Annotated in this window: 23 protein-coding genes; 5 read left to right on the forward strand and 18 right to left on the reverse strand. The window is 68.4% G+C overall.

Translation table 11 applies throughout. The features are described from left to right. Positions 1–334: 334 nt before the first annotated feature. Positions 335–1,531 (reverse strand): sensor histidine kinase, encoded by a 1,197-nt coding sequence (locus ACILSK_RS01855; RefSeq protein ID WP_395725393.1) that lies wholly within the window; start codon positions 1,529–1,531, stop codon positions 335–337. Between the two features lie 173 nt (positions 1,532–1,704). Between ACILSK_RS01855 and ACILSK_RS01860 the strand changes: the two genes are divergently transcribed. Next, positions 1,705–3,096, forward strand: coding sequence for a cation:dicarboxylate symporter family transporter (locus ACILSK_RS01860; RefSeq protein ID WP_395725394.1), 1,392 nt, complete (start codon positions 1,705–1,707; stop codon positions 3,094–3,096). 166 nt (positions 3,097–3,262) lie between these two features. Here ACILSK_RS01860 and ACILSK_RS01865 read toward each other — a convergent pair whose 3' ends face one another. The 4 genes from ACILSK_RS01865 to secY are packed head-to-tail and all read right to left on the reverse strand — an operon-like array spanning position 3,263 to position 7,428. After that, positions 3,263–4,666, reverse strand: a complete 1,404-nt coding sequence (locus ACILSK_RS01865; protein ID WP_395725395.1) for a glycosyltransferase 87 family protein — start codon at positions 4,664–4,666, stop codon at positions 3,263–3,265. A 3-nt stretch (positions 4,667–4,669) separates the two neighbouring features. Continuing rightward, a complete protein-coding gene (gene map, locus ACILSK_RS01870) occupies positions 4,670–5,521 on the reverse strand; it encodes a type I methionyl aminopeptidase (RefSeq protein WP_395725396.1) in 852 nt (283 codons plus the stop codon). Positions 5,522–5,545: 24 nt separating this feature from the next. Further along, complete coding sequence (locus ACILSK_RS01875; protein WP_395725397.1) at positions 5,546–6,091, reverse strand: adenylate kinase; 546 nt, start codon at positions 6,089–6,091, stop codon at positions 5,546–5,548. Continuing rightward, positions 6,091–7,428: a preprotein translocase subunit SecY gene (gene secY / locus ACILSK_RS01880; RefSeq protein WP_395725489.1), complete on the reverse strand. Its 1,338-nt coding sequence runs from the start codon at positions 7,426–7,428 to the stop codon at positions 6,091–6,093. The genes ACILSK_RS01875 and secY overlap by 1 nt, the downstream gene beginning before the upstream one ends. A 237-nt stretch (positions 7,429–7,665) precedes the next feature. On the opposite strand from secY, the gene ACILSK_RS01885 reads away from it, so the two are divergent. From ACILSK_RS01885 to ACILSK_RS01895, 3 genes are all read left to right on the forward strand, one after another. Continuing rightward, entirely contained in the window at positions 7,666–9,093 is a 1,428-nt protein-coding gene (locus ACILSK_RS01885) for a DUF4921 family protein (RefSeq protein ID WP_395725398.1), read from the forward strand. Next, positions 9,090–9,551, forward strand: a complete 462-nt coding sequence (locus ACILSK_RS01890) for a hypothetical protein (RefSeq protein WP_395725399.1) — start codon at positions 9,090–9,092, stop codon at positions 9,549–9,551. Before ACILSK_RS01885 ends, ACILSK_RS01890 begins: the two co-directional genes overlap by 4 nt. Positions 9,552–9,667: 116 nt before the next feature. Next, positions 9,668–10,423 carry an HIRAN domain-containing protein gene (locus tag ACILSK_RS01895; protein WP_395725400.1) on the forward strand — a complete coding sequence of 252 codons (756 nt, stop codon included), beginning with the start codon at positions 9,668–9,670 and terminating at the stop codon, positions 10,421–10,423. A gap of 31 nt (positions 10,424–10,454) precedes the next feature. Here ACILSK_RS01895 and ACILSK_RS01900 read toward each other — a convergent pair whose 3' ends face one another. Genes ACILSK_RS01900 through ACILSK_RS01910 form a run of 3 tightly spaced genes read right to left on the reverse strand, consistent with a single transcriptional unit; the run spans position 10,455 to position 12,786 of the window. Beyond that, positions 10,455–11,372: a universal stress protein gene (locus tag ACILSK_RS01900; protein ID WP_395725401.1), complete on the reverse strand. Its 918-nt coding sequence runs from the start codon at positions 11,370–11,372 to the stop codon at positions 10,455–10,457. Positions 11,373–11,384: 12 nt separating this feature from the next. Beyond that, positions 11,385–11,612, reverse strand: coding sequence for a hypothetical protein (locus ACILSK_RS01905; protein ID WP_395725402.1), 228 nt, complete (start codon positions 11,610–11,612; stop codon positions 11,385–11,387). Positions 11,613–11,640: 28 nt separating this feature from the next. Beyond that, a complete protein-coding gene (locus tag ACILSK_RS01910) occupies positions 11,641–12,786 on the reverse strand; it encodes an anion permease (protein ID WP_395725403.1) in 1,146 nt (381 codons plus the stop codon). Between ACILSK_RS01910 and ACILSK_RS01915 the strand changes: the two genes are divergently transcribed. Continuing rightward, positions 12,746–12,901 carry a hypothetical protein gene (locus ACILSK_RS01915; RefSeq protein ID WP_395725494.1) on the forward strand — a complete coding sequence of 52 codons (156 nt, stop codon included), beginning with the start codon at positions 12,746–12,748 and terminating at the stop codon, positions 12,899–12,901. The genes ACILSK_RS01910 and ACILSK_RS01915 overlap by 41 nt on opposite strands. A 149-nt stretch (positions 12,902–13,050) precedes the next feature. Here ACILSK_RS01915 and rplO read toward each other — a convergent pair whose 3' ends face one another. The 10 genes from rplO to rplN form a co-directional block, all read right to left on the reverse strand. Beyond that, the gene (gene rplO, locus ACILSK_RS01920) at positions 13,051–13,494 is read right to left on the reverse strand and encodes a 50S ribosomal protein L15 (protein ID WP_395725404.1); all 444 of its coding nucleotides are present in this window, start codon (positions 13,492–13,494) and stop codon (positions 13,051–13,053) included. Continuing rightward, positions 13,494–13,694, reverse strand: coding sequence for a 50S ribosomal protein L30 (gene rpmD, locus ACILSK_RS01925; RefSeq protein ID WP_395725405.1), 201 nt, complete (start codon positions 13,692–13,694; stop codon positions 13,494–13,496). Before rpmD ends, rplO begins: the two co-directional genes overlap by 1 nt. Position 13,695: 1 nt before the next feature. Further along, a complete protein-coding gene (gene rpsE / locus ACILSK_RS01930; RefSeq protein ID WP_395725406.1) occupies positions 13,696–14,331 on the reverse strand; it encodes a 30S ribosomal protein S5 in 636 nt (211 codons plus the stop codon). A 52-nt stretch (positions 14,332–14,383) separates the two neighbouring features. Next, a complete protein-coding gene (gene rplR / locus ACILSK_RS01935) occupies positions 14,384–14,752 on the reverse strand; it encodes a 50S ribosomal protein L18 (RefSeq protein ID WP_395725407.1) in 369 nt (122 codons plus the stop codon). Between the two features lie 2 nt (positions 14,753–14,754). After that, complete coding sequence (rplF, locus tag ACILSK_RS01940; protein ID WP_395725408.1) at positions 14,755–15,291, reverse strand: 50S ribosomal protein L6; 537 nt, start codon at positions 15,289–15,291, stop codon at positions 14,755–14,757. Between the two features lie 12 nt (positions 15,292–15,303). After that, positions 15,304–15,702, reverse strand: a complete 399-nt coding sequence (rpsH, locus tag ACILSK_RS01945; RefSeq protein WP_395725409.1) for a 30S ribosomal protein S8 — start codon at positions 15,700–15,702, stop codon at positions 15,304–15,306. A gap of 183 nt (positions 15,703–15,885) precedes the next feature. Then, on the reverse strand, positions 15,886–16,071 hold the full coding sequence (locus ACILSK_RS01950) for a type Z 30S ribosomal protein S14 (RefSeq protein ID WP_395725410.1): 186 nt from the start codon (positions 16,069–16,071) through the stop codon (positions 15,886–15,888). Between the two features lie 4 nt (positions 16,072–16,075). Beyond that, complete coding sequence (rplE, locus tag ACILSK_RS01955; protein WP_395725411.1) at positions 16,076–16,654, reverse strand: 50S ribosomal protein L5; 579 nt, start codon at positions 16,652–16,654, stop codon at positions 16,076–16,078. Continuing rightward, positions 16,654–16,974: a 50S ribosomal protein L24 gene (rplX, locus tag ACILSK_RS01960; RefSeq protein ID WP_395725412.1), complete on the reverse strand. Its 321-nt coding sequence runs from the start codon at positions 16,972–16,974 to the stop codon at positions 16,654–16,656. The genes rplE and rplX overlap by 1 nt, the downstream gene beginning before the upstream one ends. Continuing rightward, positions 16,974–17,342, reverse strand: coding sequence for a 50S ribosomal protein L14 (rplN, locus tag ACILSK_RS01965; protein WP_395725413.1), 369 nt, complete (start codon positions 17,340–17,342; stop codon positions 16,974–16,976). Before rplN ends, rplX begins: the two co-directional genes overlap by 1 nt. Positions 17,343–17,562 lie beyond the last annotated feature (220 nt).

Below are 17,562 nucleotides of genomic sequence, written 5' to 3' on the forward strand. Positions count from 1 at the left end.
CAACCCCGACCCGCCCCACGCCCGCACCGACCCCCGCACCCGTCCCCCGCCGACCCCCGCACCCGTACCCCGCCGAACCCGCACCCGCACCCCCGCCGACTCCGAACCCCCGGCGCCGCCGAACCCGCACAACCCGTCCCCCGCCGAACCCGCACCCGTACCCCCGCCGACTCGCCAGATATGCAGGTTCCGAGGGCCTTGGAACCTGCATATCTGGCGAGTCGGCGGGAACCAGGTGGTCGGCAGCCCCCGGGAACACGCATCTTTGGCGAGTCGACGGGACGGCGGGACGGCCGGACGGGCGGGGTCAGGCGGGGTCAGGCGTCGAACGGGCTCAGGACAGGGCCGTCACGCCCGGTGCAAACTTGGGCAGCCGGACGATCACCTTGGTGCCGGCGTCCGGTGCGGTCTCCACGACGAGCCCGTAGTCCTCGCCGAACGCCGCGCGCAGCCGGTCGTCCACGTTGCCCAGCCCCACATGATCGGCATCATGATCGGCGCCGGGTTCGTCGTGCCGCCCGACCCGCTCCGGGTCCATGCCCTGGCCGTCGTCCTCCACGCTGATCACGCAGTCCGGGCCGATGTCCTCGGCGGTGACCGAGACGGTGCCGCCGCCCGGCCGACCGGCCAGGCCGTGCCGCACCGCGTTCTCCACCAGCGGTTGGATCGACAGGAACGGTACGACGACCCCGAGCACCTCCGGCGCGATCCGCCACCGGATCCGGAGCCGGTCACCGAACCGCGCCCGCTCCAGGGTCAGGTACTTCTCGATGTTGCCCAGCTCGTCGGCCAGCGTGGTGAACTCCCCGGCCTGGCGGAAGGAGTAGCGGGTGAAGTCGGCGAATTCCAGCAGCAGCTCGCGGGCCCGGTCCGGATCGCTCCGCACGAACGCGGCGATGGTGGTCAGCGCGTTGTAGATGAAGTGCGGGGAAATCTGCGCCCGCAGTGCCCGCACCTCGGCCCGGGCCAGGTCGGCCCGGGAGGCGTCCAGGTCGGCCAGCTCGAGCTGGGTGGTGATGAATCGGGACGTCTCGTCGGCGGCCCGGATCAAGTAGGGCCCCACCGCGGACCCGGTGAGCACGACCAACGCGCCGGCCGGCTCACCCGATGCGATCAGCGGGACGACGACGGCGCGGGCCACCGCGCACCCGGCGACGTCGCAGGTCGGCAGGGTGACCAGTTGCCGACGGTCCGCCCGCAGCGAGTCGCGGACGGTTTCGGCGACGGCGTCGACATGGTGCCCGCCGGGTCCTTGGGCACCCAGCGAGCGTCCGTCCGGATCGCACAGGGCCACCCCGGGGGTTTCCAGCAATGCCCGCAGGTACGGCAGCGCTTGGACAGCCGATTCTTTGGTAAGACCATTTCGCAATGGTGGAGCCGCCAGTCCCGCCGTTCGCAAGGCCTGGGCCGCGGCTCGCACACCGGGCGGATCGAGCATTCGCCGGCGCACGAAACGACCACCCAGCAGCGCCATGACGATCAACCCGAGCAACACGACGGCGAGCAGCAGGACAGTGATTGTCGTTGTCACCCAAGGCTTCCCGTCACTGGCTCGGTCCCGCGCGAGCGGGTTTCCGGATACCCGGTCGACCTCTCGGTGTTCCGCACACCGCTTACTTTATGAACAAACCAGTGACCTTCGGGCGCCGTCCCGGGATTGTTCTCTCCAGTCCCCCCGATACTCCGTCCCCCAGGAGAGAGTCAATGTCGACAGTGTCAAATCCCCCCGAGGGTTCCGGTGCCGTAGTGGCCGACCAGCCCAAGAAAAAGAAGGTCAGCACGCACTGGCTCTACGTCGCGGTGATCGTCGCCGTCGTCGCCGGTGTGGCGGTCGGCCTGATCTTCGGCAAGAGCGCAGCCGGCCTGTCGATCATCGGCACCGCGTTCGTCAACCTGATCAAGATGATGATCGCGCCGATCATCTTCTGCACGATCGTGTTGGGCATCGGCTCGGTCCGCAAGGCCTCCCAGGTCGGCAAGGTCGGCGGTCTGGCCCTTCTCTACTTCATCGTCATGTCGACGTTCGCCCTGGGCCTTGGCCTGTTGGTGGGCAACCTGGTCCACCCCGGCGACAGCCTGCAGGCGGCCGCGTCGACCGCTTCCTACACCGTGCCGGCCGTGTCCGAGGGCTCGGGCAACTTCATCATCGACATCATCCCGCATTCCCTGCTGGGCGGGCTGACCGAGGGCAATGTGCTGCAGGCCCTGTTCGTCGCGCTGCTGGTCGGCTTCGCCGTGCAGGCGCTGGGCAAGAAGGGTGATCCGATCATCAATGCGGTCACCGTCGCGCAGCGGCTGGTGTTCAAGATCCTGGCCGGCATCATGTGGCTGGCCCCGATCGGCGCCTTCGGTGCGATCGCCGGCGTCGTCGGCAACGCCGGCTGGGCCGCCATCGGTGCGCTGTCGCTGTTCGTCGCCGTCTTCTACGCCACCTGCCTGGCGTTCATCGTCGTCATCCTGGGTGGCCTGCTGAAGGTCACCACCGGCCTGTCGATCTTCAGCCTGCTCAAGTACCTGCGCCAGGAGTACCTGCTGATCGTGGCGACCAGCTCCTCCGAGACCGCCCTGCCGCGGCTCATCGCCAAGATGGAGCACCTGGGTGTCTCCAAGCCCGTCGTCGGCATCGTGGTGCCCACCGGCTACTCGTTCAACCTGGACGGCACCGCCATGTACCTGACCATGGCCTCGCTGTTCATCGGCAACGCCATGGGCACCCCGCTGACCTGGAGCGAGCAGCTCTCGCTGCTGCTGTTCATGATCATCGCCTCGAAGGGTGCCGCCGGGGTCACCGGCGCCGGCCTGGCCACCCTCGGTGGCGGCCTGGCCTCCCACCGCCCCGACCTGGTGCCGGGTGTCGGCCTGATCGTCGCGGTCGACCGGTTCATGAGCGAGGCCCGCGCCCTGACCAACTTCTCCGGCAACGCCGTCGCCACCCTGGTCATCGGCCACTGGACCAAGGAGGTCGACTACGCCCAGACCAAGCGGGTGTTCACCAACGAGGATCCCTTCGACGACACCGACATGCTGGACGAGCACTCCGCGGCCGAGCACCGGGCCGACGTCAGCTCCTACAAGACCAAGGAACTGACCCACTGACCAGGCCCGGCTGACAGGCACTGATTCACAGGACTCAGAGGGTGTCTGGCAATCCGATTCCTGCGTCATCGGATCGCCAGGCACCCTCTTCATCGAATTCCGAATGGCGACCTCACACGTTCGGTCGACCCCTGGGGGTTCCCGGGCCACGAGACCGGGAACGGCATCACGGAAGCGGCGGCGAGGACATCCTCGCCGCCGCTTTGCCGTGCGGCGGTGCCGCCGGCAGGTCCACCACTGACGCCCGCGAGAAAACCACGAACAGCGCGATCAACAACGCGACCCGCCCCCAGACACCGATGAGCACCGCTTGCGGCGAGAAGGCGTCCCAGGTGGTGTCCGGCAGGCCGCTGTTGATCAGGTACTGCCAGCGGAAGAAGCCGATACCGACCGCCGCGTCGGCGACGAAATAGGCCAGGATCCACCCGGCCCGGATCCGCAGCAGCACGAAGAACGGCAGCAGCCACAGCACGAACTGCGGCGAGTGCACCTTGTTGAACAGCAGGTAGGTGGCCAGCATGGCCGCACACACCGGCAGCCACGGATACACCCGGTCGCGCCGGTACCGGAGCCAGCCGACGCCGACGGCCAGCAGCAGGCCGAGCAGGGTGGCGACGGTCGCGGCGATCGCCAGCCGGTCCTGCACCACCTCGTTCCCCGAGTTGCTGTAGGGCCGGAACAGCCAGAACCAGATCGTGTTGGTGGTCATGTCGATCGGCCGGCTCCACTGGAACTGGAACGAGGCCCACCACCCCCGCCAGCCGGCGATCATGAACGGCAGGTTGCACAGCGCGAAGACCGCTCCGGTGCCGGCCAGGAACCCGGCCCCCACCCACGCCCGCCGCCAGCGGGTGACGTCGGTCCGGCCGCGTTGCCAGCCGCCGGCCGCCAGCCAGCAGGCGACGGGCAGCGCGAACATCGCGGGGTACAGCTTGAACCCGGCCCCCAGGCCCAGGGCCAACGCCGCGACGATCAGTGGCCGAGCCCGGTCGACACCCCCGGTCCCCCGGGCCGCGCGAAGCAGGATCCAACACGCCCACACCGAACATGCGACTGCGAACAGGTCCCAGTTGTGGAACGCGTACAGCACCAGCGGCGGGGCCAGGGCGAACCACCAGGACCGCAGGCCGGCCAGCCACGCCAGCATCGCCGCGGACAGCAGCCCCGCGACGGACAGCAGCAGCGCCGAGAACGTCAGGAAGTCGCCGTCCGTGTCCGACGGCAGCGCGGCCAGCCAGATCGCCACCCCGGTGAGCACCGGGTACTCGACGGCGCCGCCGTACAGCTCACCGCGAGCGGTGTCGTACCCGCCGTGCACGTACGGGAAGACGTGCTCGTCGATGTCCCGGCCGATCCAGAGGTACTGGATGTCCGTGTAGCAGACGTCGCGGGTGATCCGGACACCGTAGTCCGGGGTGCTGCGGCCCTGGTGGTCGTAGTCCGGGCCGATGCACCGGGCCTTGTTCGCGTAGCCGGCGGCCAGGGTGAGCGCGCACAGCAAGGTGGTGACCAGGACGAACACGGGCGTGCGGCGGGCAGCGGCCGACTCCAGCCGGGACAGCAACGGCAAGGTCTAGTCCAGGGAGATCGGAACGACACCGAACGGGAGGAGCCCAGCCGCGCCGCCGTCGGGGGCGGTGAGCACGCAGATGCCGTCTTCGCCGATGCCGATCGAATGTTCCCAGTGCGCGGCCCGGGCGCCGTCCTTGGTCACGACCGTCCAGTCGTCGGCCAGCACCCTGGTGCCCGGTCGGCCCAGGGTCAGCATCGGCTCGATGGCCAGGGCAGTGCCCGGCGCCAGCCTGGGCCCCTTGCCCCGCTTGCCCTGGTTGGGCACGAACGGGGCCATGTGCATGGCGGTCCCGATGCCGTGCCCGCCGTAGCCGGACACCGAGCCGTAGCGGCGGCCGTCGGCCCGGGACGACCAGGCGACCGACTGCTCGATCGCGGCCGAGATGTCGCCCAGCCGGCCGTTCGGCCGCGCCGCAGCGATGCCCACCCACATGGCCCGCTCGCACGCGGCGATCAGATCAACCTCGTCCATGCTCGGCGGCGTCCCGACGTGTACGGACACCGCGCTATCGGCGTGCCAACCGTCCAGGATGCAGCCGGCGTCGATGGAGAACAGGTCACCGTCGTGCAGGATCCGATCGGCCGACGGGATTCCATGCACCACCTCGTCGTTCACCGACGCGCAGATCGTCGCCGGGAAGCCCGGGTCGTCACGGCGGGCGCCGTAGTGCAGGAAGTTACTGGTGCCGCCGCCCTCGGCGATGACCCCGGCGACGACGTCATTGACGTCCAGGGTGCTGACGCCGGGTGCGACGCCGGCACGCCCGGCGGCGATCGCGTCGGCCAGCAGGCGACCCGCGGCGCGCATCGCCTGCAGCTCGCCGCGGGTCTTGAGCTGGATCGCCTCAGCCATTGACAGCCATCTTCCGTGCAGGCCTCAGTGGCCGAGTGCCTTCAGCGCCCGCTGCTGCACCTCGTCGATGCCGCCGACACCGTCGATCGCCACCAACCGATCGGCGTAGTAGTCCAGCAGCGGCTTGGTCTCCTGGTGGTACAGCTCCAGCCGGCGGGTGATCGCGTCGGCGGTGTCGTCAGCGCGGCCGCGGGCGAGCATCCGACCCAGCAGCACGTCGTCCGGCACTTCGAGCAACAGGACCTTGTCGATGTCCTCGTTCCGCTCCACGAGAATCTCGCCCAGCTTGTTCGCCTGCCCCACGGTCCGCGGGAAGCCGTCGAGCAGGAAGCCCTTCGCGGCGTCGGGCTCGTCGAACCGGGCGGCCACCATGGCCACGGTCACCTCGTCCGGCACGAGCTCGCCGGCGTCCATGTACTTCTTGGCCAGTACGCCCAGTTCGGTGCCCGCGCCCACGTTGGCCCGGAAGATGTCGCCGGTGGAGATGTGCGGGATGCCGAGGTTCTCGGCGAGGCGGCTGGCTTGGGTGCCCTTACCGGCACCCTGAGGACCGACGATCAGAATTCTCATCAGCGAAGGAACCCTTCATAGTTGCGCTGCATCAGCTGGGTCTCGATCTGCTTGACGGTGTCCAGCCCAACACCGACCATGATCAAGACTGCTGTGCCACCGAACGGGAAGTTCTGATTGTTGCCTTCGCCGGTCAGTTCGAGGAAGAGGTTCGGGAGAATCGCCACAGTTCCCAGGTAGATCGACCCGGGCAGGGTAATGCGGGACAGCACGTATTGCAGATACTCGGCCGTCGGCCGGCCCGGCCGGATGCCCGGGATGAAGCCGCCGTACTTCTTCAGTTCGTCGGCCCGCTCGGTCGGGTTGAACGTGATCCCGACGTAGAAGTAGGTGAAGAAGATGATCAGCGCGAAGTAGAGCAGGATGTGCACCCAGCTGCCCTGGTTGATCACGTACAGCTGCAGGAACTGGGCCCAGCCGCTGACTTCCTGGGTGCCGTCTGCGCTGACCGTGGTCGGCGCGATCAGCTGAACCAGCAGCAGCGGCAGGTACAGCAGCGAGGTCGCGAAGATGACCGGGATGACGCCGGCCTGATTCACCTTCAACGGGAGATACGTCGACGTCCCGCCGTACATCTTCCGGCCGATCATCCGCTTGGCGTACTGCACCGGGAGCCGGCGCTGCCCCTGCTCGACGAACACGACGGCGGCAATGATCAGCAGCGCGAGCACCAGGACCACGGAGAAGACGATCGCGCCCTGGTTGTTGAGGATGTTCATGCCCTCGGCCGGGATCCGGGCGGCGATCGAGGTGAAGATCAGGATCGACATGCCGTTGCCGATGCCCCGGTCGGTGATCAGCTCGCCCATCCACATGATGGCGGCCGTTCCGGCGGTCATCGTAAGCACCAGGGTGACCAGCGCGAAGGCGCTCTGGTCCGGGATGATCTGGGAGCCGACCGAGCACCCGGGGAACATCTGACCGTTGATGGCCAAGGCCAGGAACGCGGTGGACTGCAGGATGCCCAACCCGATCGTCAGGTACCGGGTGTATTGGGTCAGCTTGGCCTGGCCGGCCTGGCCGAGCTTCTTGAGCTGCTCGAACCGCGGAATCACCACGCCGAGCAGCTGGATGATGATCGATGCCGTGATGTACGGCATGATGCCCAGCGCAAACACGCTCAACCGCAGCAGCGCACCGCCGGAGAACAGGTTGAGCACGGTGAACAGGTCGTTGCCGGTACCGGCCTCGTCGATGCACTGCTGAATGGCGCCATAGGAGACGCCCGGGGAGGGAACGGTCGCGCCCAGCCGGTAGATGGCGACCATGGCGAGCGTGAAGAGGATCTTCTTGCGCAGATCGGGTGTCTTCAGCGCCGAGGCGAAGGCGGCGAGCAATGATCCTCCTGGCTTCACCGGGCCCTGGGTGGTGCAGGCCCGATCGGGGTTGCCGAACCCGGGTGGTCGGAACTCCATCGTTGCGTGGTGGCCCGTGAGCCGCGTGACAGGCCGCGTTCCGACCCGGGACAGCGCGAGCTGCCCGGATCCAAGCGCGGCACTCGACTCTAACCTACCGGCGGCGCGTCGCGAGCGAGCCGCAATCACCCGCCGCACGTCGCGACCACAATGGGTGCCATGCCCGCCCTGCCCGCCGATGGCGTGCCGCACCCTCTCCTCGGCGCACCGGTGTTCCTGCAGCGGATGGCCGACGGCACCCTCAAGCAGATCAACCCGTTCACCGGCACCCAGGTGTGGACGGTGCCGGGTCGGGCCCGCCGACCGGGCGCCCGGGTGGGCGGTCCGGCGACCGACCCGGCCGACGCCCGGCCGTTGACTCCCGCGGACCGGACCGGCGCCTGCGCGTTCTGCTCGGGCAGGTACCTGGAGACCCCGCCGGAAAGGGCGCGGCTGGTCGCCGGCCCGCAGGGCGAACGGATGATCCGGCATCTGCGGGCCGACCACGTGTTCGACACGGTCGCCGAGTTCCGCCGCATCCCCAACCTGTTCGAGATCGTCTCGTTCGACTACTGGCGCCTCAACTACGGCCACCGGCTGCCGGATTCGCTGCGGGAGACAATGCTCGACTACCTCTCCACGGAGGCCGGCCGGCGGCACCTGGACGACCTGGTCCGGCGGCGCGGCGGCGAGCCCGGGGCGCACGTGTCGGAGGCCGATCGGCTCGACCACGCGACGGGTTTCTTCGGCAGCGGTCACGACGTGATCGTCGCCCGGCGGCACTACGCGCAAGACGCAACCGTGACATCGGCATTGGCCTCGTCCGGGACGCTCACGCCGGACGAGCACGACTCCTACCTGCGGTTCACCATCGACGCGCAGCGCGACCTGTACGCGGCCAACCGCTACGTGCGGTACGTCGCGGTGTTCCAGAACTGGCTGCGCCCGGCCGGCGCCTCCTTCGACCACCTGCACAAGCAGCTGGTCGCGATCGACGAACGGGGCGTGCAGGCCGAACTGGAGATCCAGCGGGCGCGGGCGAACCCGAACGTCTACAACGAGTTCGCCGTGGACTACGCGGCCTACCACAACCTGACGGTGGCCGAGAACGAGCATGCGGTCGCGTTCGCCGGGTTCGGCCACCGCTACCCCACCCTGGAGATCTTCTCGCGCAGTGAGCGGCCGCAGCCCTGGCTGCATTCGCGGGCCGAACTGCGTGGCATGTCCGACCTGATCCACGCGCTGCACGCGGCGGCCGGTCCGGATGTGCCCTGCAACGAGGAATGGCACCACAAGCCGCCCGACGCCGACGTGCCGATGCCGTGGCGGGTACTGATCAAGTGGCGGTTGTCGACCATCGCCGGGTTCGAGGGCGGCACCAAGATCTACCTCAACACCATTGATCCACCGACGCTGCGCGACATGGTGACCCAGGAACTCTTCCGGCTGCGGGCGAACGGGTCGATCGCCGATGGCATCCGCATCGGCCCGGAGTGTGCCTGCGTGCCGAACAGCCTGCGCTACAACCCGGCCGTCCGGCGGACCGCTCGGCCGGACGCCGCGTTCCCGCCGCTGTACGGGCCAACTTCGGGGAATGCCTCGTCGTGAGCATGTTCGAGGTCGTGGACATCTCGGATTGGGTGATCGTGGGCCAAGAACCCGGTGGCGACGACGAAAAGTCGTGGGTCGCCCGCGCCGAGCACGCGAACGATCAGTCCCCATCAGAATGGTGGATCTTCAAGCCGGTCAAACGAGGAGCGACCAGCGCATACCGTCGCCATGACGACCATGCAGAGCGTGCGGCAAGCGCACTGGCCCGGCTGATCGACCTGCCGGCGGCTGCTGTCGAGCTGGCGCGCCGCGGCTCGACCGCGGGCACCATCTCGCGCAACGTCATCCCGGCCGGCTGGGAGGAACGATCAGGCGACCTCATTCTCTCCGAGCGGCCGGGATACCGGTCGTGCTCATTGACGCCGCGGCCGAAGAACCGGGTGGGCCACAACCTATCCAACATTCGGTCCGTACTCGGCCACGTCCGGGGCCCGGTCGGCCGATGCGCGGACTGACCCGCGTTCGACGCCGGCCGGGTCGACCGCGTTCTGTCCTTCGTTCCGGGAGTGTCAGAGCCACGACGTACCTTCCTGTCAGCAGTTCTGGCCGAGAACAAGAGGAGGCTTTTGGTATGACCGCTTCACTCACCCAGGATCGGCCGCCCATCTCGTCGATGACCCCGGTGCACCGCTTGCTCGTCAGCCGTCGGGACCCGGAGACGAGGCAGTATCAGTCCCTCGGGTTTCTCAGCTTGGTCGATGGCCGGTACCGCTTCGCCTACCTCCGCATGGCCGCCATGGACGGCTCATTTCGTCCGCTCATCGGCTTCTCCGATCCGACGCACCCCTACGAGAGCGAGCAGCTGTTTCCCATCTTCGCCGAACGTGTGATGTCGCCACGCCGGCCCGATCGCAGCGCCGTCCTCGAAGCGCTCGGTCTGGGATTGGACGCCGAGCCGTTCGAAGTTCTTGCCCGCAGTGGCGGCAGGCGAGTCGGGGACGCCATCGAGCTGGTACCGGTTCCGGATCAATGCTCCGGGTCGGTATTCGTCGACTATTTCGTCCACGGCGTCCGGTACATGACCGCCAGCGCACAGCGGCTCATCACCTCACTCGCTCCCGACCAGGCGCTCCATCTCGTGCCAGAACCGGCCAACCCGGTCGATCACCGCGCGGTTCTGGTCACCAGCACGGACGATGTCCGGCTCGGATATGTGCCAACTCCACTGCTCGAACTGGTTGGTGCGATCGAGGGAACCGAAACCCGCGTTCTCCGAGCGAACGGTCCTGAGGTGGGATTCCACTACCGGCTGCTCGTCAGGTCGTCGGGCGTCGTCTGCGAAGGAGCCACCCCATTCGCGGGTCCGGATTGGCAAACCGTCGAATGATCCACCAGCGGGACCTGCGGCCTGACGGCCGTCAGCCCAGCTCGTCGGGCTCCGCCGAGCGGACCACCAGCACGGGAGAGTCGGCGTGCATGATCAGTTCCTGGCTGGTCGAGCCGAGCAGCGCACCCCGGAAGCCGCCGCGGCCCCGGCTGCCGACGACCAGCAACGACGCCTCCGCGGCCGATTCCAGCAGCACGGTGGCCGGATCGCCCTTGCGGACCACGGTCCGCACCACGACGTCCGGATAGCGCTCCGACCAGCCCGCCAGCTCCTCGGAGACCAGTGCCTGTTCGATCTGCCGCAGGGCGTCGTCACCGATGTCGGCGCCCACCAGGCCACGCTCGTCGACGTCCAGGGTCATGTCGTCGTGCCAGGCGTGCAGGGCGAGCAGTTCGGCCCCGCGGGCGGCCGCGGCGTCGAAGGCCACGCCGACCGCCGGCCGGCTGTTCGCCGACCCGTCGACGCCGACCACCACGGGGCCATGTCGTTTCCCCGTCACACCCGGCCGGATGACCGCCACCGGCACCGCGGAGTGGGCCGCCAGGGCCTGCGCGACCGAACCACCGACCGCCCGGCGGAATCGGCCCCGCTCGCGGGTCGACACGACCAGCATGGCCGCACCGACGGACCGGCCCAGGAGCACGTCGACCGGGTGGCCGGTTTCCACCGTGCTGCTGATCGGCAGGCCCGGATGCCGGTCGAGCAGTTCGGCGGCGATGTCCCGGTGCCGCTGCTGCTGCCGCTCGAGCAGGATCGTGCCGTAGTCCGACGCCATCACGTCGTAGGCCAACAACCCCCGGTGCGGGACCGTGTAGGCCGAGACCAGCACGAGTCCGGTGTCCAGGCGGGCCGCCTCGGTCGCCGCCCAACCGGCGGCCGAGCGCGACTCCTCCGAGTCGTCGACCCCGACGACGACCTCGCCCGGCTGGTCATGCCGCTGCTCGTTCATCTTGGCGGCCTCTCAGTGGAACTGCGGGATGATCAGGTACAGGCCGTAGAGCACCAGCAGCCCGGACACCCCCAGGCACAGGTACCCGCTGATGCGGGCGAGCGGGCTCGGTGCGGCGACACCGTCCTTGCCGCCCGAGGTCAGGGCCACCACGCCCAACGAATAGATGCCGATGATCGCAATGGCGGCCACCACGGTGGTCACCGCGACGAGCCCGAGTGATGCCCAATCGATCTTCATGGTGAATGTTCCCCTCTGTCCGCGCGGGTCAGGCGTCGGCCGGCTGCTTGACGGCCGGGTTGATGGTCACATCGGCGGAGTCGTTGACGTTGCCGCTGTCGACCGGCGAGCGCTTGGAGATGGCGTAGATGGCACCCGCGCCGACCAGCAGCGCGACGAACACGATGACCAGGCCGAGCGTGCCGGTGAGCGCGATCGCCGCTGCCACACCGCCGACCAGGGCCGCCGCCGGCAGGGTCAGCAGCCAGCCGTAGAGGATCTTGCGCGCGGTGCCCCAGCGCACCTCGGCCAGCTTCTTGCCCATCCCCGAGCCCATGATCGAGCCGGAGCAGACCTGCGTGGTGGATAGGCCGAAGCCCATGTGGGAGGAGGCCAGGATGGCGGCGGCCGACGTGGTCTCGGCGGCGAAGCCCTGCGGCGAGTGGACGTCGACGATGCCCTTGCCCATGGTCCGCATGATCCGCCAGCCACCCGAGTAGGTGCCCAGACCGATCGCGATGCCGGCCGACGCGATGACCCACATCTGCGGGCCGGTGCCCGACTCCTGGTAGCCGGCGGTGATCAGCACCAGGGTGATCACGCCCATCGTCTTCTGCCCGTCGCTGGTGCCGTGGGCCAGCGCGACCAGGGAGGCCGACACCGACTGCGCGTGACGGAACCAGCCGGCAGCCGGCTCCCTATCCGCCCGCTTGATCATCTTGTAGAGCACGAAGGTGGCCAGGCCGGCGGCCAACGCCGCCACCAGCGGCGCCATGATCGCCGGCAGCACGACCTTGGACATGACCACGGAGAAGTTCACCCCGGAGACGCCGGCGCCGATGACCACGGCCCCGATCAGCCCACCGAACAGCGCGTGCGACGAGCTGGACGGCAGGCCGAACAGCCAGGTCAGCAGGTTCCACAAGATAGCCCCGACCAACCCCGCGAAGATCATTTCCGGGGTGACCAGCGCATCGTTGACGATGCCGCCGGAGATGGTCTTGGCCACCTCGGTGGACAGGAACGCACCAATCACGTTCAGCACGGCGGCGATCAGCACGGCCGTCCTGGGCCTGAGCGCACCGGTGGCTACGGACGTGGCCATGGCATTGGCGCTGTCATGAAAGCCGTTGGTGAAGTCGAAGAACAGAGCGGTGACGATCACCATCGTCACGATGAACAACGTTGTCGACAAGGAAGTCCTCGATCCCATTCGCCGATCCCGCGCGGCAGCCCGAACGGATTCGCCGGTGATGACCTCGACCCTGGGGCGACTCATCGGCGACCGGGACGCTATGGGCCATTGGTGAACGGTCGGTGAACCGAGGGCGTCACTTCGGGGTAACGGACCGGAAATGGTCCACTCGGGGTGAGGTCGACCCCCACCAACGCGTGATGCCCCGCGGCCGCACCCTCGTCGAGGGGGACCGCGGGGCATCCGCTGCGATGCGCCTGGAGATCAGGCGGTGGTGACGCTCCCGCCGGCGGCGCCGATCTTCTCCTTGGCCGAGCCGGAGGCGGCGTCGACGGTCAGGTTGATGACGACACCGTTGAGGTCGCCGTCCCCGAGGACCTTGACCTTCTGGTTCTTGCGGACCGCGCCGGCGGCGACCAGCTCGGCGACGCCGACCGTGCCGCCCTGCGGGAACAGGGTGGCCAGGTCACCGACGTTGATCACCTGGAAGGTGACCTTGAAGCGGTTCTTGAAGCCCTTGAGCTTCGGCAGCCGCATGTGCAGCGGCAGCTGACCGCCCTCGAACGCCGGCGAGACGTTCTTGCGGGCGCCGGTGCCCTTGGTGCCCCGGCCCGCGGTCTTGCCCTTGGAGCCCTCGCCACGGCCGACGCGGATCTTGTCCCGCTTCGCCCCCGGCGCCGGCCGCAGGTCGTGCAGCTTGATCGCCATCAGTTCTCACTCCCCGGCGCCACGACCTCGACGGACAGCAGGTGCGACGCGCGATTGATGTAGCCGCGGTTGACGGCGTTGTCGTCGACCACGACGCTCTGGTGGATCTTGCGCAGACCCAGCGAGCGCACCGACTCACGAGCCGGCCGCTTGTTGCCGATGGTGGACTTGACCTGGGTGACCTTGAGCTGATCGGCCATGTCAGACCCCCTGTCCGGCCCGCGCCCGCAGCATCGCCGCGGGGGCGACGTCCTCGATCGGCAGCCCACGACGGGCGGCCACGGCCTCCGGCTGCTGCAGCCGCTTGAGGGCGTCGATGGTCGCGTGCACGATGTTGATCGGGTTGTCCGAGCCGAGCGACTTGGACAGCACGTCGTGGATGCCGGCGCATTCCAGCACGGCGCGCACCGGGCCGCCGGCGATGACGCCGGTACCGGGGGACGCCGGGCGGAGCAGCACCACGCCGGCCGCCGCCTCACCCTGCACCGGGTGCGGGATGGTGGAGGCGATCCGGGGCACCCGGAACATGTACTTCTTGGCCTCTTCGACGCCCTTGGCGATGGCCGCGGGAATTTCCTTGGCCTTGCCGTAGCCGACGCCGACCTGACCGTCGCCGTCACCGACGACGACCAGGGCGGTGAACGAGAACCGCCGACCACCCTTGACGACCTTGGCGACCCGGTTGGTCACCACGATCCGCTCGAGCAGCGGGTTCTTCTCCTGCGGGGCATCGCGGCGGTTGCCGTCGCGGCCGCCGCGGCGGTCCCGCCGGTCGCCGCGATCGTTGCCACCCCGGTCGCCGCCGCCGCCGAAGCCGCCGCGCTGTGGTCCGGGCATCAGATATCCCTCTCAGTCATGCAGTTGGTGCTGTGCTGTGTCGATGTCGTCATCAGAACTCCAGGCCGGCGCTGCGGGCGCCGTCCGCGAGGGCCGCGATCCGGCCGTGGTAGGCGTCGCCACCGCGGTCGAGCACGACCGTGGTGACGCCCAGCTCGACCGCGCGCCGGCCGACCAGTTCGCCGACCTTGCGGGCCTTGGCGGTCTTGTCGCCGTCGGTGGCGCGCAAGTCGGCCTCCAGGGTGGAGGCCGACACCAGGGTCTTGCCGACGGTGTCGTCGATCAGCTGGACCGAGATGTGCCGGGACGACCGCTTGACCGCGAGCCGCGGCCGAACCGCGGTCCCGGAGATCTTCTTGCGCAGCCGGAAGTGCCGGCGGGCGCGGGCGACCCGACGCTCATGGGAAACAGAAGCAGCCATCGTTACTTACCCGTCTTTCCGACCTTGCGCCGCACGACCTCGCCTGCGTACCGCACGCCCTTGCCCTTGTAGGGGTCGGGCTTGCGCAGCTTGCGAATGTTCGCGGCGACCTCGCCGACCTGCTGCTTGTCGATGCCCTCGACCCGGAACTTGATCGGGGACTCGACGACGAAACTGATGCCCTCCGGTGCCGGGACCGGCACGGGGTGCGAGTAGCCGAGGGCGAACTCGAGGTCCTTGCCCTTGGCGGCGACGCGGTAACCCACGCCGACGATTTCCATCTGCTTGCTGTAGCCCTGGGTGACCCCGACGACCATGTTGTTCAGCAGCGACCGGGTCAGACCGTGCCGAGCGCGGGAATCGCGATCGTCGTCCGGCCGGGTCACCTTGAGCTCGCCGTCCTCCTTGGCCACCTTGATCGGTTCGACCACCGAGTGCGACAGGGTGCCCTTGGGGCCCTTGACCGTCACGGTGTTCCCGACGATGGAGACGTCGACGCCCGCGGGCACGGGGACCGGCAACCGTCCGATTCGAGACATGTCCTGACCCCCTTACCAGACGTAGGCGAGGACTTCCCCGCCTACCTTCTTCTTCGCGGCCTGACGATCGGTCAGCAGCCCGCTGGACGTGGAGATGATCGCGATGCCCAGGCCGCCGAGGACCTTGGGCAGCTCGGTCGAGCGGGCGTAGACCCGCAGACCGGGCTTGGACACCCGGCGGATGCCGGCGATCGACCGCTCGCGATTGGGGCCGTACTTGAGCTTGACGACGAGCGACTTGCCGACGGTCGCTTCGGCGGTGGTCCAGGAGGCGATGTAGCCCTCCTTGACCAGGATGTCGGAGATGGTGCCCTTCAACTTCGAGAAGGGCATGACGACCTCGTCGTGGTACGCCGAGCTGGCGTTGCGGATCCTGGTGAGGAAGTCCGCGATCGGGTCGGTCATGGACATGTGGTCGTGCCTTTCTCGCCCGGTTCCCTGACCCTGCTGCGCAGGGCGAAGGCCTGTGACGAACTAGTGCTGTTGCTCGGGCTCGGTGCTCGCCTGCCCGCGCGGATCAACAACGCCCGCGCGGATCAACTCACCCCGAATGTGACTGGTGTGACTGGAGTTGCCGACTTCAGCCGCGCGGCTCTACCAGCTGGCCTTGGTGACGCCCGGCAGCTCGCCGGCGTGCGCCATCTCGCGCAGGCAGATCCGGCAGAGGCCGAACTTGCGGTAGACCGAGTGCGGGCGGCCGCAGCGGTTGCACCGGGTGTACCCGCGAACGGCGAACTTCGGCTTGCGCTTGGCCTTGTTGACCAGTGCTGTCTTTGCCATGCGATCAGTTCTCCTTGAACGGGAAGCCCAGCTGCCGCAGCAGCGCACGTCCCTGGTCGTCCGTCGTCGCGGTCGTGACGACCGTGATGTCCATGCCCCGGGGGCGGTCGATCCGGTCGATGTTGATCTCGTGGAACATCGACTGCTCGTTCAGACCGAAGGTGTAGTTGCCGTGGCCGTCGAACTGGGTCGCCGACAATCCGCGGAAGTCGCGGATACGGGGCAGCGCGATGGTCAGCAACCGGTCCAGGAACTCCCACATACGATCGTTGCGCAGGGTGACCTTCGCGCCGATCGGCATGCCCTCGCGCAGCTTGAACTGCGCGATCGACTTGGTGGCCCGCCGGACGATCGGCTTCTGGCCGGTGATGGTGGCCAGGTCGCGCACGGCGCCCTCGATCAGCTTGGCGTCACGGGCCGCCTCGCCGACGCCCATGTTGACGACGACCTTGGTCACGCCCGGGATCTGCATGACGTTCGCGATCGCGAACTCCTTCTGCAGGGCCGGCTTGATCTCGTCCTGGTAGCGCAGCTTGAGCCGCGGCTTGGCAACCGCTTCGGGGGTGGCTTCGGTGGTCGTCATCACAGGTCCTTACCGGTACGGCGGGAGAAGCGAACCCGACGGCCGTTCTCGTCCTGGCGCTTGCCGACGCGGGTCGGCTTGTTGTCGGCGTCCACCACCTGCACGTTGGACACGTGGATGGCAGCCTCCTGGGTGACGATCCCGCCGGTCTTCGCGCCGCGCTGGGTGGTCGACACCTTGGTGTGCTTCTTGATCCGGTTCACGCCCTCGACGAGGACGCGGTCGGTCTCCGGGTAGGCCTGGATGACCTTGCCGCGAGCACCCTTGTCCTTGCCGGCGATCACCAGCACGGTGTCGCCCTTACGCACCTTGAGCCCCATCACAGCACCTCCGGCGCCAGCGAAATGATCTTCATGTACTTCTTGTCGCGCAGCTCGCGGCCGACCGGGCCGAAGATGCGGGTACCGCGGGGATCACCGTCGTTCTTGAGCAGCACGGCGGCGTTCTCGTCGAACCGGATGTAGCTCCCGTCCGGACGCCGCTTCTCCTTCACGGTGCGAACGACGACGGCCTTGACCACGTCGCCCTTCTTCACCCCGGCACCCGGGATGGCGTCCTTGACGGTCGCCACGATGATGTCGCCGATGCCCGCGTACCGCCGGGACGAACCCCCGAGCACGCGGATGCACAGGATCTCCTTGGCGCCGGTGTTATCGGCGACGCGGAGACGGGACTCCTGCTGAATCACTGCAGTCCGCCTTCCTTGCAACCCGGGATCGCCGGGCCGCGGTTGTCTGGTTCCGTTCCTCCCGCACGTCCGGCCGCTGACATGCGAAAAGACAAGAGGAAGTACGAGCGCGGAAATGCCGCCGCTCGCCTTTTCGCTCTTGCCTGTGGCACGTGGCCGCACGCGTCCGCTCGCCGGCTCGCACCGGCGGGTGGTCACGCAGGAAGGTGACGAAGCCCTG

The organism is Nakamurella sp. (genome assembly GCF_044224575.1).
In the GTDB taxonomy this organism is placed as follows: Bacteria; Actinomycetota; Actinomycetes; order Mycobacteriales; family Nakamurellaceae; genus Nakamurella.